13 protein-coding genes are annotated in these 14,897 nt (G+C 71.8%); 4 read left to right on the plus strand and 9 right to left on the minus strand.

Features of this window, described 5'->3' with window-relative positions; genetic code table 11:
- Positions 1-117 precede the first annotated feature (117 nt).
- The 4 genes from purM to N553_RS0102810 are packed head-to-tail and all read right to left on the minus strand — an operon-like array spanning position 118 to position 3,731.
- On the minus strand, positions 118-1,248 hold the full coding sequence (gene purM / locus N553_RS0102795; RefSeq protein ID WP_028045269.1) for a phosphoribosylformylglycinamidine cyclo-ligase: 1,131 nt from the start codon (positions 1,246-1,248) through the stop codon (positions 118-120).
- Entirely contained in the window at positions 1,245-2,792 is a 1,548-nt protein-coding gene (gene purF / locus N553_RS0102800; RefSeq protein WP_028045270.1) for an amidophosphoribosyltransferase, read from the minus strand. Before purF ends, purM begins: the two co-directional genes overlap by 4 nt.
- A 50-nt stretch (positions 2,793-2,842) precedes the next feature.
- The gene (locus N553_RS20775) at positions 2,843-3,331 is read right to left on the minus strand and encodes a histidine kinase (protein ID WP_231505144.1); all 489 of its coding nucleotides are present in this window, start codon (positions 3,329-3,331) and stop codon (positions 2,843-2,845) included.
- A gap of 25 nt (positions 3,332-3,356) precedes the next feature.
- A complete protein-coding gene (locus N553_RS0102810; protein WP_028045271.1) occupies positions 3,357-3,731 on the minus strand; it encodes a sterol carrier family protein in 375 nt (124 codons plus the stop codon).
- A gap of 131 nt (positions 3,732-3,862) precedes the next feature.
- Between N553_RS0102810 and N553_RS0102815 the strand changes: the two genes are divergently transcribed.
- Both N553_RS0102815 and N553_RS0102820 read left to right on the plus strand, forming a co-directional pair.
- On the plus strand, positions 3,863-4,507 hold the full coding sequence (locus N553_RS0102815; RefSeq protein ID WP_156043670.1) for a hypothetical protein: 645 nt from the start codon (positions 3,863-3,865) through the stop codon (positions 4,505-4,507).
- A 1-nt stretch (position 4,508) separates the two neighbouring features.
- Positions 4,509-5,408, plus strand: coding sequence for a hypothetical protein (locus tag N553_RS0102820; protein WP_028045273.1), 900 nt, complete (start codon positions 4,509-4,511; stop codon positions 5,406-5,408).
- A gap of 55 nt (positions 5,409-5,463) precedes the next feature.
- On the opposite strand, the gene N553_RS0102825 is transcribed toward N553_RS0102820, so the two are convergent.
- The 3 genes from N553_RS0102825 to purL form a co-directional block, all read right to left on the minus strand.
- Positions 5,464-6,048, minus strand: coding sequence for a PH domain-containing protein (locus tag N553_RS0102825; protein WP_156043671.1), 585 nt, complete (start codon positions 6,046-6,048; stop codon positions 5,464-5,466).
- A 293-nt stretch (positions 6,049-6,341) separates the two neighbouring features.
- The gene (rsgA, locus tag N553_RS20780; RefSeq protein ID WP_231505145.1) at positions 6,342-7,376 is read right to left on the minus strand and encodes a ribosome small subunit-dependent GTPase A; all 1,035 of its coding nucleotides are present in this window, start codon (positions 7,374-7,376) and stop codon (positions 6,342-6,344) included.
- A gap of 121 nt (positions 7,377-7,497) precedes the next feature.
- Complete coding sequence (gene purL / locus N553_RS0102835) at positions 7,498-9,861, minus strand: phosphoribosylformylglycinamidine synthase subunit PurL (protein ID WP_028045275.1); 2,364 nt, start codon at positions 9,859-9,861, stop codon at positions 7,498-7,500.
- A gap of 117 nt (positions 9,862-9,978) precedes the next feature.
- Here purL and N553_RS0102840 point away from each other — a divergent pair, with 117 nt between their 5' ends.
- On the plus strand, positions 9,979-11,013 hold the full coding sequence (locus tag N553_RS0102840) for a hypothetical protein (protein WP_028045276.1): 1,035 nt from the start codon (positions 9,979-9,981) through the stop codon (positions 11,011-11,013).
- Positions 11,014-11,133: 120 nt separating this feature from the next.
- Positions 11,134-11,856 carry a DUF2599 domain-containing protein gene (locus tag N553_RS24060; protein ID WP_051639781.1) on the plus strand — a complete coding sequence of 241 codons (723 nt, stop codon included), beginning with the start codon at positions 11,134-11,136 and terminating at the stop codon, positions 11,854-11,856.
- Positions 11,857-11,990: 134 nt separating this feature from the next.
- Here the strand turns inward: N553_RS24060 and N553_RS0102850 are convergent, their stop codons facing one another.
- Together N553_RS0102850 and N553_RS20790 are read right to left on the minus strand one after the other, a co-directional pair.
- Positions 11,991-14,060 (minus strand): acyl-CoA dehydrogenase, encoded by a 2,070-nt coding sequence (locus N553_RS0102850; RefSeq protein WP_028045277.1) that lies wholly within the window; start codon positions 14,058-14,060, stop codon positions 11,991-11,993.
- Positions 14,057-14,836 (minus strand): TetR/AcrR family transcriptional regulator, encoded by a 780-nt coding sequence (locus tag N553_RS20790; protein WP_369796658.1) that lies wholly within the window; start codon positions 14,834-14,836, stop codon positions 14,057-14,059. The genes N553_RS0102850 and N553_RS20790 overlap by 4 nt, the downstream gene beginning before the upstream one ends.
- Positions 14,837-14,897 lie beyond the last annotated feature (61 nt).

The raw sequence follows: 14,897 nt of genomic DNA on the forward strand, positions 1-14,897 counted from the left end.
GCGTTCAGAGGTTCGATGGCGCGGTCCTCGCGCAGGCGATCTCGCGAGTCGGCTTCGCAGCGTCAGCACTGACACACGGCTGGCGGGCGCGCGTGGAGCGGCCCGCCGGGCACCGGATCAGACCCGGTAGGTCCCCGTGAGCTGGACCGCTCCCCCGTGCACGCCCTTCGTGCCCGCGACGAAGCCCGGTGCCCCCAGGACGTCCTTCGAGGGGTCGGTGGAGCGCACGGCACCCAGGGTCCAGGCGGTCATGCCGAGCTCTCGCGCGTGTGCCAGGACACCGTCGACGGCGTCGGGCGCGACGATCGCCACCATGCCCACGCCCAGGTTCAGCGTGCCTTCGAGGTCCGTCCACGGGACCTGCCCCAGGCTCTGCACGAGCGAGAAGATGGGCGGCAGCTGCCAGCCCCCGCGGTCGATGTCCGCGACGAGCCCCTGGGGCAGCACACGCGCGACGTTCGACGCGAGGCCGCCGCCGGTGACGTGGCTGTAGGCGTGGACGCCGGAGACGCCCGCACGCTCGACGAGGGCCAGGCAGTCGCTCGCGTAGACGCGGGTGGGCTCGAGGAGCTCCTCGCCCAGCGTCCGGCCGAGCTCGTCCACGTGCCGGTCGAGCTGCCACCCGGCCACCTGGACCACCTTGCGGACCAGGGAGTAGCCGTTGGAGTGCAGGCCGCTCGAGCCCAGGGCGACCAGCACGTCGCCGGTGCGCACGCGCTCCGGACCGAGCAGCTGGTCGGCCTCGACCACACCTGTCGCGGCGCCCGCCACGTCGTACTCGTCCGGCCCCAGCAGACCGGGGTGCTCGGCGGTCTCGCCGCCGACGAGCGCGGTGCCTGCCACGGAGCACGCCGCAGCGATGCCCCGCACGATCCCGGCGATGCGCTCGGGGACCACGCGGCCGCACGCGATGTAGTCCGTCATGAACAGCGGCTTGGCACCGACCACGACGATGTCGTCGACCACCATGCCGACGAGGTCGAAGCCGATGGTGTCGTGGATGTCCAGGGCCTGCGCGATCGCGACCTTGGTGCCGACACCGTCGGTCGAGGTGGCCAGCAGCGGCTTGCGGTAGCCGACCAAGGAGCTCGCGTCGAACAGGCCGGCGAAGCCGCCGACGCCCCCGAGCACCTGCGGGCCGTGCGTCGCCCGCACGGCGTCCTTCATCAGCTCGACGGCCTTGTCACCGGCTTCGGTGTCCACGCCCGCCGCGGCATACGTGACGGACCCGCCCTGCGGCGCGCTCACGGGTGGTCCAGAGCGGAGCCGCCGCCGACGCCGGGAACGATCGACAGCAGGCCGTCCTCGGGTGCACCCAGGGGAAGCTCGTTCTGCTCGAGCAGGAACTTGCCCATGCGGTCGGCCGCGGGCAGCTCGATCGGGTACTGACCGGTGAAGCAGGCGGCGCACAGCTGCGACGCGGGCTGCTCGGTGGCGGCGATCATGCCCTCCGGGGAGATGTAGCCGAGGGAGTCCGCGCCCAGTGAGGCGGCGATCTCCTCGGGAGAAAGGCCGTTGGCGATGAGCTCCGCACGGGACGCGAAGTCGATGCCGTAGAAGCACGGCCATTTGACGGGCGGTGAGCTGATCCGGACGTGCACCTCGGCGGCACCGGCCTCGCGCAGCATGCGGATCAGGGCGCGCTGGGTGTTGCCGCGGACGATCGAGTCGTCGACGACCACCAGGCGCTTGCCGCGGATGACCTCACGGAGCGGGTTGAGCTTGAGCCGGATGCCCAGCTGCCGCAGCGTCTGCGACGGCTGGATGAACGTCCGGCCGACGTACGCGTTCTTGGTCAGTCCCTGGCCGAACGGGATGCCCGACTCGGCGGCGTAGCCCACCGCCGCCGGCGTGCCCGACTCCGGGACGGGGATGACGAGGTCGGCCTTGACCGGGTGCTCCACAGCCAGCCGGCGTCCCATCGCCACGCGAGCGGCGTGCACGGAGCGTCCGGCGATGGTGGTGTCGGGTCGTGCCAGGTAGACGTACTCGAACACGCAGCCCGCACGGTCGGGGGTGGCGAACTTGGTGCTGCGCAGGCCGTCGGCGTCGATCGCGATGAACTCACCGGGGTCGATCTCACGGACGAACGAGGCACCGACGATGTCGAGGGCCGGCGTCTCGCTGGCCACGACCCACCCGCGCTCGAGGCGACCGAGGACCAACGGCCGGACACCCTGCGGGTCCCGAGCCGCGTAGAGCGTGTGCTCATCCATGAAGACGAGGCTGAACGCACCGCGCAGGCGCGGAAGCACCTCGAGCGCGGTGGCCTCGAGGGTGTGGTCCGGGTCGCCTGCGAGCAGCGCGGTGATCAGCGCGGTGTCCGTCGTGTTGCCGCGCGCGAGCTCACCGCGACGCTGGCTGCCGTAACGCTCGGCGACCAGGTCCACGAGCTCGGCGGTGTTGGTCAGGTTGCCGTTGTGGCCCAGGGCGACCGTGCCGGCGGACGTCGGTCCGAGCGTCGGCTGCGCGTTCTCCCACGTGCTGCCACCGGTCGTCGAGTACCGGGCGTGCCCGATCGCGATGTGCCCCTGGAGGGCGTTCAGCGCGGTCTCGTCGAACACCTGGGAGACCAGGCCCATGTCCTTGTAGACGAGCAGCTGCTGGCCGTTGGAGGTGGCGATGCCCGCCGACTCCTGGCCACGGTGCTGCAGGGCGTAGAGCCCGAAGTAGGTGAGCTTGGCGACTTCCTCGCCGGGAGCCCAGACACCGAAGACGCCACAAGCGTCCTGGGGGCCTTTTTCGTTGGGGAGGAGGTCGTGGTTCAGACGTCCGTCTGCGCGGGGGGCCACTGCCTCATCGTCTCATACGACGCCGACCGCGCAGGGAACCCGACCAGCGGTCAGGCGTCGTCGCGACCTGCCCTGCGCACGCTGCGCCGGTCCGCCACGACGGCGCAGAGGCCTCCGACGAATCCACCGAGCACCGCGCCTGCGACCGCCATGACGGTGCGGACCGCGCTCTCGCCGTCCAGGAACGGCAAGAAGCCCGAGCCGTCCGAGGCGAGCGGAACCCGAGGCGAGACGAGCGCCGTCAGCAGCAGGCCGAGGAGGAATCCCACGATCGCGCCCGCGGCGATGAACGCGCCGAACTTCGGGGCGTGCCGGACGGTCGCGTCGGGCGCGTCGGCGAGCTCCTCGGGCGTCGGCAGAGGAGGCTCCCCGGGAGCCCCCTGGGGCGTGGGCGGAGGCTCCCCGGGAGCCCCCTGGGGCGTGGGCAGAGGAGGCTCTTCGGGAGCCCCCTGGGGTGTGGGCAGAGCACCCTCGCCGGCGGGCGAGGGAACTGAGGGTGTAGCCGGCCCCGGGTCGGTCGGCTGCGGGTCGTCGGGCACGCGGCGATCCTAGGTCAGATGCCGGTCACGGCCGTGCGCGCGCTGCCTGCAACGGGAGCCAGTCGCGCAGGTCGGCCCGCGCGCCGGAGGCACGGATCCGCCCGTTGGCGACCGCGTCGTCCCAGGTCAGGGCCCCGGTCGCGAGCTGCAGCCAGGTCTGCGGGTCGGTCTCGACGACGTTGGGCGGTGTGCCCCGGGTGTGACGTGGCCCCTCGACCGCCTGCACGGCACCGTCGGGCGGCACCCGGACCTCCACCGAGTTCCCCGGTGCGACGTCGGCGAGCTCCTCGAGCGTGAACCGGACGGCAGTCCGGCGTGCGCCCGCCTGCGCAGGGTCTGCACGCCATGCGGCGAGCGCGACCCGACCGTCCGCAGGGTCGGTACGGCGACGAGGAGGCATACGCTCATTGTGCTGCGCGCCCGAGCTCGCCGATTGCGGCCAGCCACCCGCGTGGTCGGTACGGGTATCTGACGCCGTCGTCGGAACCCTTCTCTTCTGTCGCTGCTCCGCGGTCGGTCAGAGGTGACCCGATGAGACATGCTCGAAGATTCCGACTCGCCGCTCTGCTCGTCGGGGCGGGCCTCCTGGCCGCCTGCGGGGGCCCGGGCAACGAGACCCCACCCACCGTGGCCGCACAGAAGCCCGCCGCCGAGGATCCCGCCGCCCAGGAGCCGGCGGTCCAGGAGCCGGCGGTCCAGCCCACCCGCGGCACCGGCGCGCAGGAGGCGCCACTTCCTCGGGGTCAGGCTCAGCCGGTGCTCACCACCGCGGTCGCCGGCACCGGCTCGGGCACCTTCGTGCCCCCGGACACGGTGTGCGTCTTCTGGACGTGGGGCGGTGACGGCACACCACAGCTCACCGACGGCCTGTGGTTCCTGGTCGACCATCCGGTCGTGTCGTCCGAGGCGTGGCAGACGACCCACGACACCTGCGACGACGCGGGCGTCCCGTGGTGCGACGGGGCCCAGGTCACGGCGGACGCGTCCACCTGCCAGATCGGGTTCGTGCGGTCCGGATCGGCAGCGGAGCACGCGTTCGTCGGCATGGTCGGCACGCTGCGCTGCACGTCGCCGCTCTCGGACGACGACTGCGTGGCACTCGCTCAGGAGGTGGACGCCGCCGCGGACGTCTCGGCCGACCTCGACCTGGAGGCCCTCGCCGCCGGGGGCGCCTGACGTGGCACCCTCTGCCGCCCGGACCCTGCCGCAGTGGCTGTCCACCGCAACCCAGATCGCGGCGCCGATCACCCTGGTCAGCACCCTGCTGTTCTACTTCGGTTACGTCTACACCAGGTCGCAGTACGCCTACTTCGGGGTCGACGTCGACACGATCGGGCTGACCCCGCGCGACTACGTCATGCGCAGCCCGCAGCCGCTGCTCGTCCCGCTCTTGGTTCTCGTCGTGCTGTCCGTCGCGGCGGTCGCACTGCACGGGAGGCTCCAGGCCGAGGCCGGTGAGCGCCGGCTCCTCCCCGAGGGTGACGCGCACGTCCGGCGCGTCGCGCGGCGCTGGGTCGTCGGCAGCGGCGCTGTGCTCGCCGCGGGCCTTGCCCTCCTGCTCGCGTACGCCTGGTGGGGCGCGTGGCCGTACCTGTCGCTGGTGTCCGCCTGCCTGATCGGTCTGGGCGCGGGGCTCTGCGCGTCCGCCCTGCCGTTCGGGACGGCGAATGCACCCGGGACCGTCGCGGGGCTGTGGGTGCTCGTCGTCGCTGCCGCGTTCTGGGCCGTCTCGATCACCGCAGACTGGTCCGGTCGCGGCCAGGCGCAGCAGGTTGCGCGCAACCTCGAGCAGCTGCCCGCGGTGATCCTCGACAGCCCGGCCGACCTTCACCTGCGCAATACCGTCGCGGCGCCGGAGGACCTCTGCTGGGTCACGGGACCTGCGCCCGACGCCGCCTGCGCAGCCCTGACGGATGAGCCGCGTTACCGCTATCGCGGGCTGCGGCTCCTCGTGCAAGGCCCGTCGGCGATGTTCCTCGTGCCGACCGAGTGGTCGCCCAGCGGGACGACGCTCATGGTGCCGCGCACCTCAGACGCCCGGCTGCAGTTCCAGTTCGTGAACGACTCGCCGTTCTAGGTGCGCGGGTCAAGCACGCACCGACACGTCGAATTGTCGGCATCTATCACGCGCGCTACGCCGCCACATACACCTGAGAGAACCAGCTGAATGCCGTGAACAACACGACCAGCCCACCAATCCACGTCAACCAGTGCGGCCTTGTCCATGTCTTGCGCCAACCGGGATCCGGGGCAGGATCTGCGCCGCCGATACAAGGGCGCAGGATCTCTGCTACGCCATCAACACGAGTCTTTCGACCGAGCATGAGCATCAGGTTCGTCGCCTGTATCGCCCAGCATCGGACCACAGTCTCGTCTTCCAGCTCGACGTACAAGAAGCTGGAACCCTCCGAAAGGAATCCTCGGACCGACGGCCACGGAATCTGCCAGGTAACGCACGGGTTCACCACCGTCAATCCGTGCTCGTTCGCACGGACGCGCGGAGCAAAGGCCATGGCTGTCAGGAGGTAGAAAGCCGCCAGGACGACGACGAAGAAAATCGCATTGCTCGGGTCGTCGACCGTGGCCTGTGAAAATCGCACACCCAAGAGCACGGCCGCGAACACGCCATATGCAAGGACGGCAACTATCCGCAGCTGCCACGAGGCTCGCAACGTCAGCGGGGCTCCAGGCCGGATGTCGCCGGGTCGAGAATCCACTACGGGCACCTCCTGGGCAACGAACAAGCCGACCCAGCTGCGCCGGTGCGTGCGTGCATCGCGCAGCTGCCCCCGGCGACAGGCACCTCAAGGACGCGCCCGTGAGGCGTGCCCTCGCGCGGAGCGGCGTGCCGCCGCGAGCCGGACTGAACCGTATGCGCGTACGCGGAAGGCCGTCGGCCTTTCAGCGGAGTTCATCCCTTTGGGCGTTCTCGCGGTGAGGATCGCCCGTCCCAGCAACGCTGACCGCGCCCGTGCTCCCGGTCGAACTCTGCCATCGGCCGCATCACGCCTCAGCTGCGAGGGTGACCAGGGCCGCGCAGGCCGCGCTGGTACTCCTTGGTGATGCGCTTCCAGCGGTCCCGCTCCTCGGCGGCGAGGCGGGCGTCGGAGCGGCGGGCCTGGTACGCCGCCTCCTTCGCCAGTCTGCGCCAGCTGTCGAACCGGCGTTCGGTCAGCTCCCCGGTCGCCAGTGCCTCCTGGATCGCGCAGCCCGCGTCGCCCGCGTGATGGCAGTCGGCGAACCGGCACAGCTCCGCGAGCTCTGCGACGTCTGCGAACGTCGTGTCCAAGGCGGCCGCGTCGGCGACGAGGCCGACCCCGCGGATGCCCGGGGTGTCGATGAGCATGGCCCCGCCGGCCAGCGGGACGAGCTGCCGGTGGGTCGTGGTGTGCCGACCGCGGCCGTCGTTGCGCTGCCCGCCCGTGTCCATGACCTCACGGCCGGCGAGCGCGTTGACCAGCGTGGACTTGCCGGCGCCCGAGGGACCGACGACGACGAGCGTGACGCCCGGTCGCAGAAGCGTCCGCAGGCCGTCCAGGCCCGTGCCGGCCGGGACGCTCACCGTGTGGACGTCGACCGCGAGCGCGACGGCGGCCACGTCGGCGGCCATGCCTTCGGGGTCCGGGACCAGGTCGGCCTTGGTGAGGACGACGACCGGCTGGGCGCCGGACCGCCACGCCAGCGTGAGCATGCGCTCGACGCGGCCGAGGTCCGGGTCGGGGTCCAGGTGCTCGACGATCAGGACGACGTCGACGTTCGCGGCGAGCGCCTGCTCGCGACTCGTCGCGCCGGCGGAGTCGCGCACCAGCGCGGTCCGGCGTTCATGCAGCAGGACCGCGTGCCCGTCGTCGACGTCGAGGACGTCACCGACCGTCGGCGCACACCGCTGGCCGTCCCGGCTCGAGACCAGGCCGTCGCGGTCCAGGGCCACGCGGACCGGCTCGGCGTCACCGTCGCGCAGGTCGTGGGCGAACCGGTCCGCGGGCAGCACGAGCACCGCGCCCTTGTCGGCGCGCACCACACGGACTTCCTCGGACCTGAGCACGCGTCGACGCTAGGAGCCGACCTCGCCGGCACGCGACCGATTAATCGCCTTCCAGCCCGTCGACGTCATGCACGCCGACCGCTCGATCGGCGTGCATGACGTCGTTCTGGTCGAGCAGCGCTCAGCCGAAGTAGCGCGGGAGCGTCGCCTCGTGAGCCTCGCGGGCCTCCGCCAGCGGGAGCGTGAAGAGGCCCTGGACCTCGACGGCCGGTCCGTGCACGTGGTCGACCTCGTCCACCGGCGTGCCGGCTCCGGGGGAGCAGGACTCCGCCGTCTCGCCCAGACGCAGTGCCGGGACGCCGCGTGCGGTGCACAGGTCGACCAGGCGGACCTCCTCCGAACGCGGGACCGCGACGACGACGCGGGCGGTCGACTCGGAGAACAGGGCCTCGAACGGTGTGACCCCGTCGCGTGCGCACAGCCCGTCGAGCGAGATCTGCACGCCGACGCCGTAGCGCAGGCTCGACTCGACGAGGGCCTGCGCGAGGCCACCCTCGGACAGGTCGTGCGCGGCGTCGACCAGGTGGTCGCGGCTGGCGTGCGTCAGGACGAAGGCGAGGCGACGCTCGGCCGCGAGGTCCACGGTCGGCGGGAGCCCGCCGAGGTGGCCGTGCACGACGTCGGCCCACGCGGAGCCGTCGAGCTCTGGCCGCGTGGTGCCGAGCAGGTAGACGGCCTGGCCCGGCTGGGTCCACCCGGACGCGGTGGCGTCGGCGACGTCGTCGAGCACGCCGAGCACGCCCACCACGGGCGTCGGGTGGATGGCCGAGTCGATGAGACCCGGCTCGCCGGTGCCGTTGTACAGCGACACGTTGCCGCCCGTGACCGGGACCTCGAGCGTCTGGCACGCGTCCGCAAGGCCGCGGATCGCCTCGACCAGCTGCCACATCGAGTCGGGGTGCTCGGGCGAGCCGAAGTTCAGGCAGTCCGTGACCGCGAGCGGGCGTGCGCCGGTCGTCGCGACGTTCCGGTACGCCTCAGCCAGCGCCAGCTGCGCTCCGGTGTACGGGTCGAGCTTGGCGTACCGGCCGTTGGCGTCGGTGGCCAGCGCGACCCCCAGACCGGTGGTCTCGTCGACGCGGATCACGCCTGAGTCGTCGGGCTGCGCGAGCGCGGTGTTGCCCTGCACGAACCGGTCGTACTGGTTGGTGACCCAGGCCTTCGACGCCAGGTTGGGTGACGCGAGCAGACGAAGGACGGTCGCGCGGATGTCGGCGTTGGTCGACGGCCGGTCCAGGGCGCTCGACGTGTCGGCGTTCAGGCCGTCCTGCCAGGCCGGGCGCGCGTACGGGCGGTCGTAGACAGGGCCGTCGTGCGCGACGGAGCGCGGCTCGACGTCGACGATGCGCTCGCCGTGGTGGTCGATGGTCAGCCGGCCGGTGCCGGTGACCTCACCGATCACGGCGGTCTCGACGTCCCACTTGGCGGTGATGGCCAGGAACTCGTCGAGCTGGTCGGGCCGGACGACGGCCATCATCCGCTCCTGCGACTCCGACATGAGGATCTCGCCGGCGGTCAGCGTGGGGTCGCGCAGGAGCACGTTCTCCAGGTCGACGTGCATGCCGCCGTCGCCGTTGGAGGCGAGCTCGCTCGTCGCGCAGGAGATGCCGGCCGCGCCCAGGTCCTGGATGCCTTCGACCACGCGCGCGGCGTAGAGCTCGAGGCAGCACTCGATGAGCACCTTCTCCATGAACGGGTCGCCCACCTGCACGGACGGACGCTTCGAGGGCTTGGTGTCGTCGAAGGTCTCCGACGCGAGGATGGAGGCCCCACCGATCCCGTCGCCCCCTGTGCGCGCGCCGAACAGGACGATCTTGTTGCCTGTGCCGGACGCGTTGGCCAGGTGGATGTCCTCGTGCCGCAGCACGCCGAGGCACAGTGCGTTGACCAGCGGGTTGCCCTGGTAGGAGGCGTCGAACACGAGCTCGCCGCCGATGTTCGGCAGGCCGAGCGAGTTGCCGTAGCCGCCGACGCCGGCCACGACGCCGTGCACCACGCGCGCCGTGTCGGGGTGGTCGACGGCGCCGAACCGCAGCTGGTCCATGACCGCAACCGGCCGGGCGCCCATCGAGATGATGTCGCGCACGATGCCGCCGACGCCGGTGGCCGCACCCTGGTAGGGCTCGACGTAGGACGGGTGGTTGTGCGACTCGACCTTGAACGTGACGGCCCAGCCGTCACCGATGTCCACGACGCCGGCGTTCTCACCGATCCCGACGAGCAGGTGCTCCTTCATGGCGTCGGTCGTCTTGTCACCGAACTGGCGCAGGTGGTTCTTGCTCGACTTGTACGAGCAGTGCTCCGACCACATCACCGAGTACATGGCGAGCTCTGCGGCGGTGGGGCGACGACCGAGCAGGTCGCGGATCCGCTGGTACTCGTCCTGCTTGAGCCCGAGCTCGGCGAACGGCTGCGCCAGGTCCGGGGTCGCGGCGGCGTTCTCGACGGTGTCGGACACGTGGGCGTGGGTCGTGCTGGAGGCCATCTGATCCCTCGATCGGGGGCCGCGCGCGAGCGGCGGCAGGGGGTCGGCAGACGGGGCACAGCCTACCGGCGCGCAGAAGCAGGCCCCGCGTCGTCTCAGTCTGGCTAGAGTCCGAGCATGTCGAGAACGGGAGCACTCGTCAGCTCCGCCGTCGCCGCGCTGGTCGCGGTGGGACTGTGGCTGCTGAGCGGCACGATCTCGCTGGCCACGCAGCCCGACGGCGGCCTGGCAGCCTTCGTGCCGTACACCGGGGGCGCCCTGCAGCGCGCACAGGCCAACACCACCTCCTGGCTCGTGGGTATCGCCGTGCTGGTGGCGGTGGTCGGAGCGCTCACGGTCCCGGTCTCGCGATCGCGGACGGGTGGTTGGCCAGTGGTCGTCCTGGCCCTCTGGTTCGTGTCGGTCGCGGGCGCGGGCCTCGCCACGCTCGCGATGGCCGAGGTCGCGGACCACCTCGCGATGTCGAACCCCGGCGAGCGCATCGGTGCGATCACCGTGGGCGGGTACTGGGGCGTCGTCTGGGGCTGGGCCGTAGGCCTGGCTGTCGTCCTGGTCCAGCCGCGGCCGTTGCTCGCCGCCGCGAGCCCGAGCGAGCGAGCCGCTCGACTCGCCGGCGGGACGACCGCACTGGTCGGCGGGCTCGGCTGGCTCGTCATCGGCGCCTTGCGCTCCTGGGCTGACGGCTCCGTCGACCTGACCGACCCGACGGCCGTGGCTGCTCACCACGACGCATCGCCGTGGATCTCGACGCTCCTTCCGGTGCCCGGCAGCTGGTGGGCTCCCCTCGTCACCGGCGGCACGCCGCGCGTGTGGCTCGGGGCGGCTGTCGTCGCGGCCGTGCAGGGCGCGCTCGCGTACGTGGCGGCCCGGACGATGCACCGCCGGTTCGGTCGCGTCGCGTTCACCTTCGCCGTGTGGTTCTCTGCCGTCGCCGCAGCGGTCCTCGCGACCGCCGCGATGTACACCGGGGCCACGGCCGAGGAGCTCTACCAGGGCATCACTGTGGTGAGCCAGCTGGTGCTGGTCGGGGGCCAGTTCGGGGTCCAGTACGGGTGGGTCGGCGCTGTGCTGGCTCTCGTCGTGCTCGCCGCCGTCGACGACCGCTCGCCCGCCGCCGACGGAATCGACAGCGACGCGTTGACCGCCGCTTAGGGATCCGCACCCTCGCGCGCTCGTACGGCAAGGGCCGTGCCCTCGTCGCGACCGGCGGGGCCCGGGACTCTTTCCGCATCCGCATCCGCGTTGGCGGCGGAGGTTGCTACCGTCGGCGCCATGCCGAGGTCACGACACGTCGTCGCACTCGTCGCGTTCGTCCTCGTCCTCGCCGCGTGCTCGAGTCCGATGGATCAGCCGACGCCCGAGCCGTCACAGGCCACCGCAACGCCGACCCCCACACCCGTGCTGCCCGAGCCGGTCGCGGTCACGAGCGGCTCGGCGACGATCACCGTCCAGCCGCTCGACCCCGAGGCGGTCCCAGCGGTGACGCCCGTGGACGACGGCTCCGTACGCCTCAGCGTCTCGGTGGGCGAAGCGATCCTCACCGCGCCGTCGGGAACGACGCTGCGGGCACTGGACGACGGGTCTGCCGTCGTCGAGGACGGCGCCGGCACCTTCGTGGCCGGCATCAGCGGGGAGTCGCCCGGGCTGCGGCTCGTGCAGGACAGCCCGACCTCGGTGCGGGTGACCGGTACGGCGCCCGCCTCGCTCTGGGCGGCGAGCGTGGCCGTGCAGGATGCCGTCTGGGGCAAGGCGGAGGGCGGCAAGTCCTTGGCGGTGACCCCGAGCGGCTGGGCGCGTGCCTGGTCCCAGGCGGCGAGCGTCGGACTGTGGTCGCAGCTCGTCGCTCGTGAGCCCGATGCGAACAGCCCGTCGATGCGCGCGCAGCTCGAGTGCCACCAGCTCGGCGCCCCGGACAAGGACACCTGGAACCTCGAGCCCTGGCGGCCCGACGTCAGCGCGGTCGACATGATCGCGGCGCGTTGCAACCCTGAGTGAGGCCGCTCGCACGTGGTGGAGCGCGCGACGGTCCGGCGGTAGTCGGAGGTCCTGGAGCGGACCGCACGCGCTGACGCGCACGGCGACGTCCGCGCCCGGGAGCGGATCCCCCACAGGCGCGGACGTCGTAGCAGTCAGCGGTGGTGCTTCTCCGGGACCGGGGCGTCGCCCGACGCCCGCTGGGCCTTGTAGTAGGCGCGTGCCTCGTCCTGACGTCCCGCCTCGGCACCCGACGCGATCGGCGCGCGCAGGTGGACCTGCTCGTAGCCGAACGCGTCGACCAGGCTCTGCGCGTGCGGCCGCAGCCGGGTGAGCAACCGGTCGATGTACGAGGTCACGGTCCGCGCCCGTCCGGCCGAGAGCCGGCCGTTCAGCAGGTACCAGGTGAGGTGCCGCTCGATCAGCGAGAGACCGAACAGGTCCCGCACCCACGTGAGGATCTGCCGCGTGCTCGGGTCGGTGACCCGCTCGAGCGCCGCCGTGAAGGACTCCCACTGCACCAGCTCGGCATGCGCCTTGGCCGCCTCGACCAGCTCGTGCTGGTGCGCGTTGAACAGGGCGGCAGCCTCCTGCGGCGACGCCTTCTGGGCGGGACGCAGCGCCTGGGCGATCTCCGCGACCATCGTCTCGACGCGGTCCACGAGCAGCTCGCGCTGGGTGGTCGTCTCGCGCAGCTGACCGGCCGAACGGCGGGGGTCGCCCACGTCCGCGATCGTCTGTGTCGCGCGCCGCAGCGGCGTGCGGTAGCGGGCGGCGTCGGCGGCACGCTCGGCCACCAGACGCGCGACCTTCACGGCGTCCAGGTGCTTGAACGTCTTGCTGTAGTCGGCGAGCAGACGCTTGCCGACGAGCTGCAGAAGGACGGTGTTGTCGCCCTCGAACGTGGCGTAGACGTCCAGGTCCGCACGCAGGCCCGTGATCCGGTTCTCCGCGAGGAACCCTGCACCACCGCAGGCCTCCCGTGATACCTGCAGGGTGTTCAGGGCGTGCCACGTGGACGTCGGCTTGAGCGCCGCGGCGAGCGTCTCCAGGTCCTCACGCGTCTCGGGGGTGTCGTTGCGACCCGAGAACACGTCGTCGAACGCGGCCAGCAGGTCCTCGTGCGCGAAGCCGGCCGCGTACGTCTCGGCGAGCAGCGGGAGCAGTCGACGCTGGTGCTCGGCGTAGTCGAGGAGCACGACCTCCTCGGTGGGCGACGAGGACGCGAACTGGCGGCGCTGGTTGCCGTAGGTGACCGCGATGGTCAGACCGAGGCGGGAGGCGACGACCGCCGCACCGTCGAGCGAGACACGGCCCTGGACGAGGGTGCCGAGCATCGTGAAGAACCGGCGTCCGGGGCTGTCGATCGGGGACTCGTAGACGCCCTCAGGCGTGACGTCGCCGTACCGGTTGAGCAGGTTGGTCCGGGGGACGCGCACGTGGTCGAACCAGAGCCGGCCGTTGTCGATGCCGTTCAGGCCGCCCTTGAGCCCGTCGTCCTCACCGCCGACACCGGGCAGGAACTCCATCGTCGCCTCGTCGCGGATGGGGACGTAGATCGCGTGCACCCCGTGGTCCACGCCCTGCGTCACGAGCCGCGCGAAGACGACCGCGGCCGTGCCGTGCTGACCCGCGTTCCCGAGGTAGTCCTTCCAGGCCGCGCGGAACGGCGTGTGGATGACGAACTCCTGCGTGGCGACGTCGTAGGTGGCGGTCGTGCCGATGGCGGCGACGTCGGAGCCGTGGCCCGTCTCGGTCATCGCGAACGCGCCCGGCACCTTGATGCTCAGGGCGTCGGCCAGGAACTCGTCGTGGTTGCGCTCGGTGCCCAGGTGGTAGATCGCCGACGCGAACAGACCCCACTGCACACCGGACTTGATCTGCAGCGAGGGGTCGGCGTGCGTCAGCTCCTCGAACCGTGCGAGGAAGCCGCCGTGGTCGTCGAACCCGCCGAACCGCGACGGGAACGAGCGGTGCACGTCGCCCTCGACGGCCAGCAGCCGCAGCTGCCCGAGCACGCGCTCGCGGTGCTCCGGGACCGACTGGCCCTCGATGCGGTGGAACCGCTCGTCGGCCATGAGCTTGCGCGCGGCCAGCCGGAGCTCCGGGTAGTGGCCGAGCAGGACCTCACCGAGGTGACCGACGTCGACGGCGACGTCGGCGTCGAGGCGCGGATCTCCCGCGTCGTCGATCGAGGTCACGGGGCGCTGCGTGGTGGTGCTCATGCTTCCTCCGGGCTGTCGCTCGTGATGGCTGTCGTCTTGCGGTCTCGGGCCAGAAGGCCCACGGGTCCCGCCCACAGCCATGCGGCTACGTGTGCGGTGATCTCTTCACGGTCGGCCGTGCCCGGCTCGTCGCGGTGGGCCAGCCACCACTCACCGGAGCCGCGGACGAACCCGACGGCTCCCGCTGCCCAGGACTCGGCGAGTGCGACGCGGGCCGCGAGCAGCTCGTCGTCGGCCCCGTTCGCCTCGGGACGCCGTGCGCGTCCGTTGTGCTCCTCGGTCAGCCCGCGTGCGAACGGCGCAGCCACGAGTGCGGTCACCGAGTCCAGGAAGTGCCCGAGCGGGCCACCCGACTCGACCGACCCGTTGCGGGTGACGAACGCGTACACGTTGGGCGACGACTCGATCATCTCGAGGTAGACCGCGACCATCGCCCGCAGGCCTTCGCGTGGGGTCGGCGCGACGCGGAGGACGCCCTCGAGGGCACCCTGGATCTGCAGGACGACGGCCTCGGCGACGGCGATCTGCAGCCCGGTCTTGTCGGAGAAGTAGCGGTAGACGATCGACTTCGAGGTGCCGGCGTCTGCGGCGATCTCCTCCATCGACACGTCCGGACCGCGGTGGTGGACCGTCTTGCGGGCGGCGCGCACCAGCTCGGCGCGGCGGGCCTCGCGGTGGTCGGCCCAACGAGTCGAGCGGCCGTCAGGTTCCGGCTGCACGAGAGGCATCACGGTGAGGGTCGTCGTCTTCGACGGACCCGGGGGGCTCGGGCTCACGAGACCGAAGGTATCAGGTACTGTGGGTTTCGGACACCGTGTCAGTTCACCGGTCTGCCCA

This window comes from Cellulomonas sp. URHE0023, assembly GCF_000688475.1.
Classification (GTDB): Bacteria; Actinomycetota; Actinomycetes; order Actinomycetales; family Cellulomonadaceae; genus Cellulomonas.

Coding starts and splice junctions, on each gene's coding strand:
- N553_RS0102810 (WP_028045271.1), bottom strand. CDS start 3,731: ATGCCTCCTCGTCGCCGTACCGACCCTGCGGACGGTCGGGTCGCGCTC.
- N553_RS0102815 (WP_156043670.1), top strand. CDS start 3,863: ATGAGACATGCTCGAAGATTCCGACTCGCCGCTCTGCTCGTCGGGGCG.
- purL (WP_028045275.1), bottom strand. CDS start 9,861: ATGGCCTCCAGCACGACCCACGCCCACGTGTCCGACACCGTCGAGAAC.
- N553_RS0102840 (WP_028045276.1), top strand. CDS start 9,979: ATGTCGAGAACGGGAGCACTCGTCAGCTCCGCCGTCGCCGCGCTGGTC.
- N553_RS24060 (WP_051639781.1), top strand. CDS start 11,134: ATGCCGAGGTCACGACACGTCGTCGCACTCGTCGCGTTCGTCCTCGTC.
- N553_RS0102850 (WP_028045277.1), bottom strand. CDS start 14,060: ATGAGCACCACCACGCAGCGCCCCGTGACCTCGATCGACGACGCGGGA.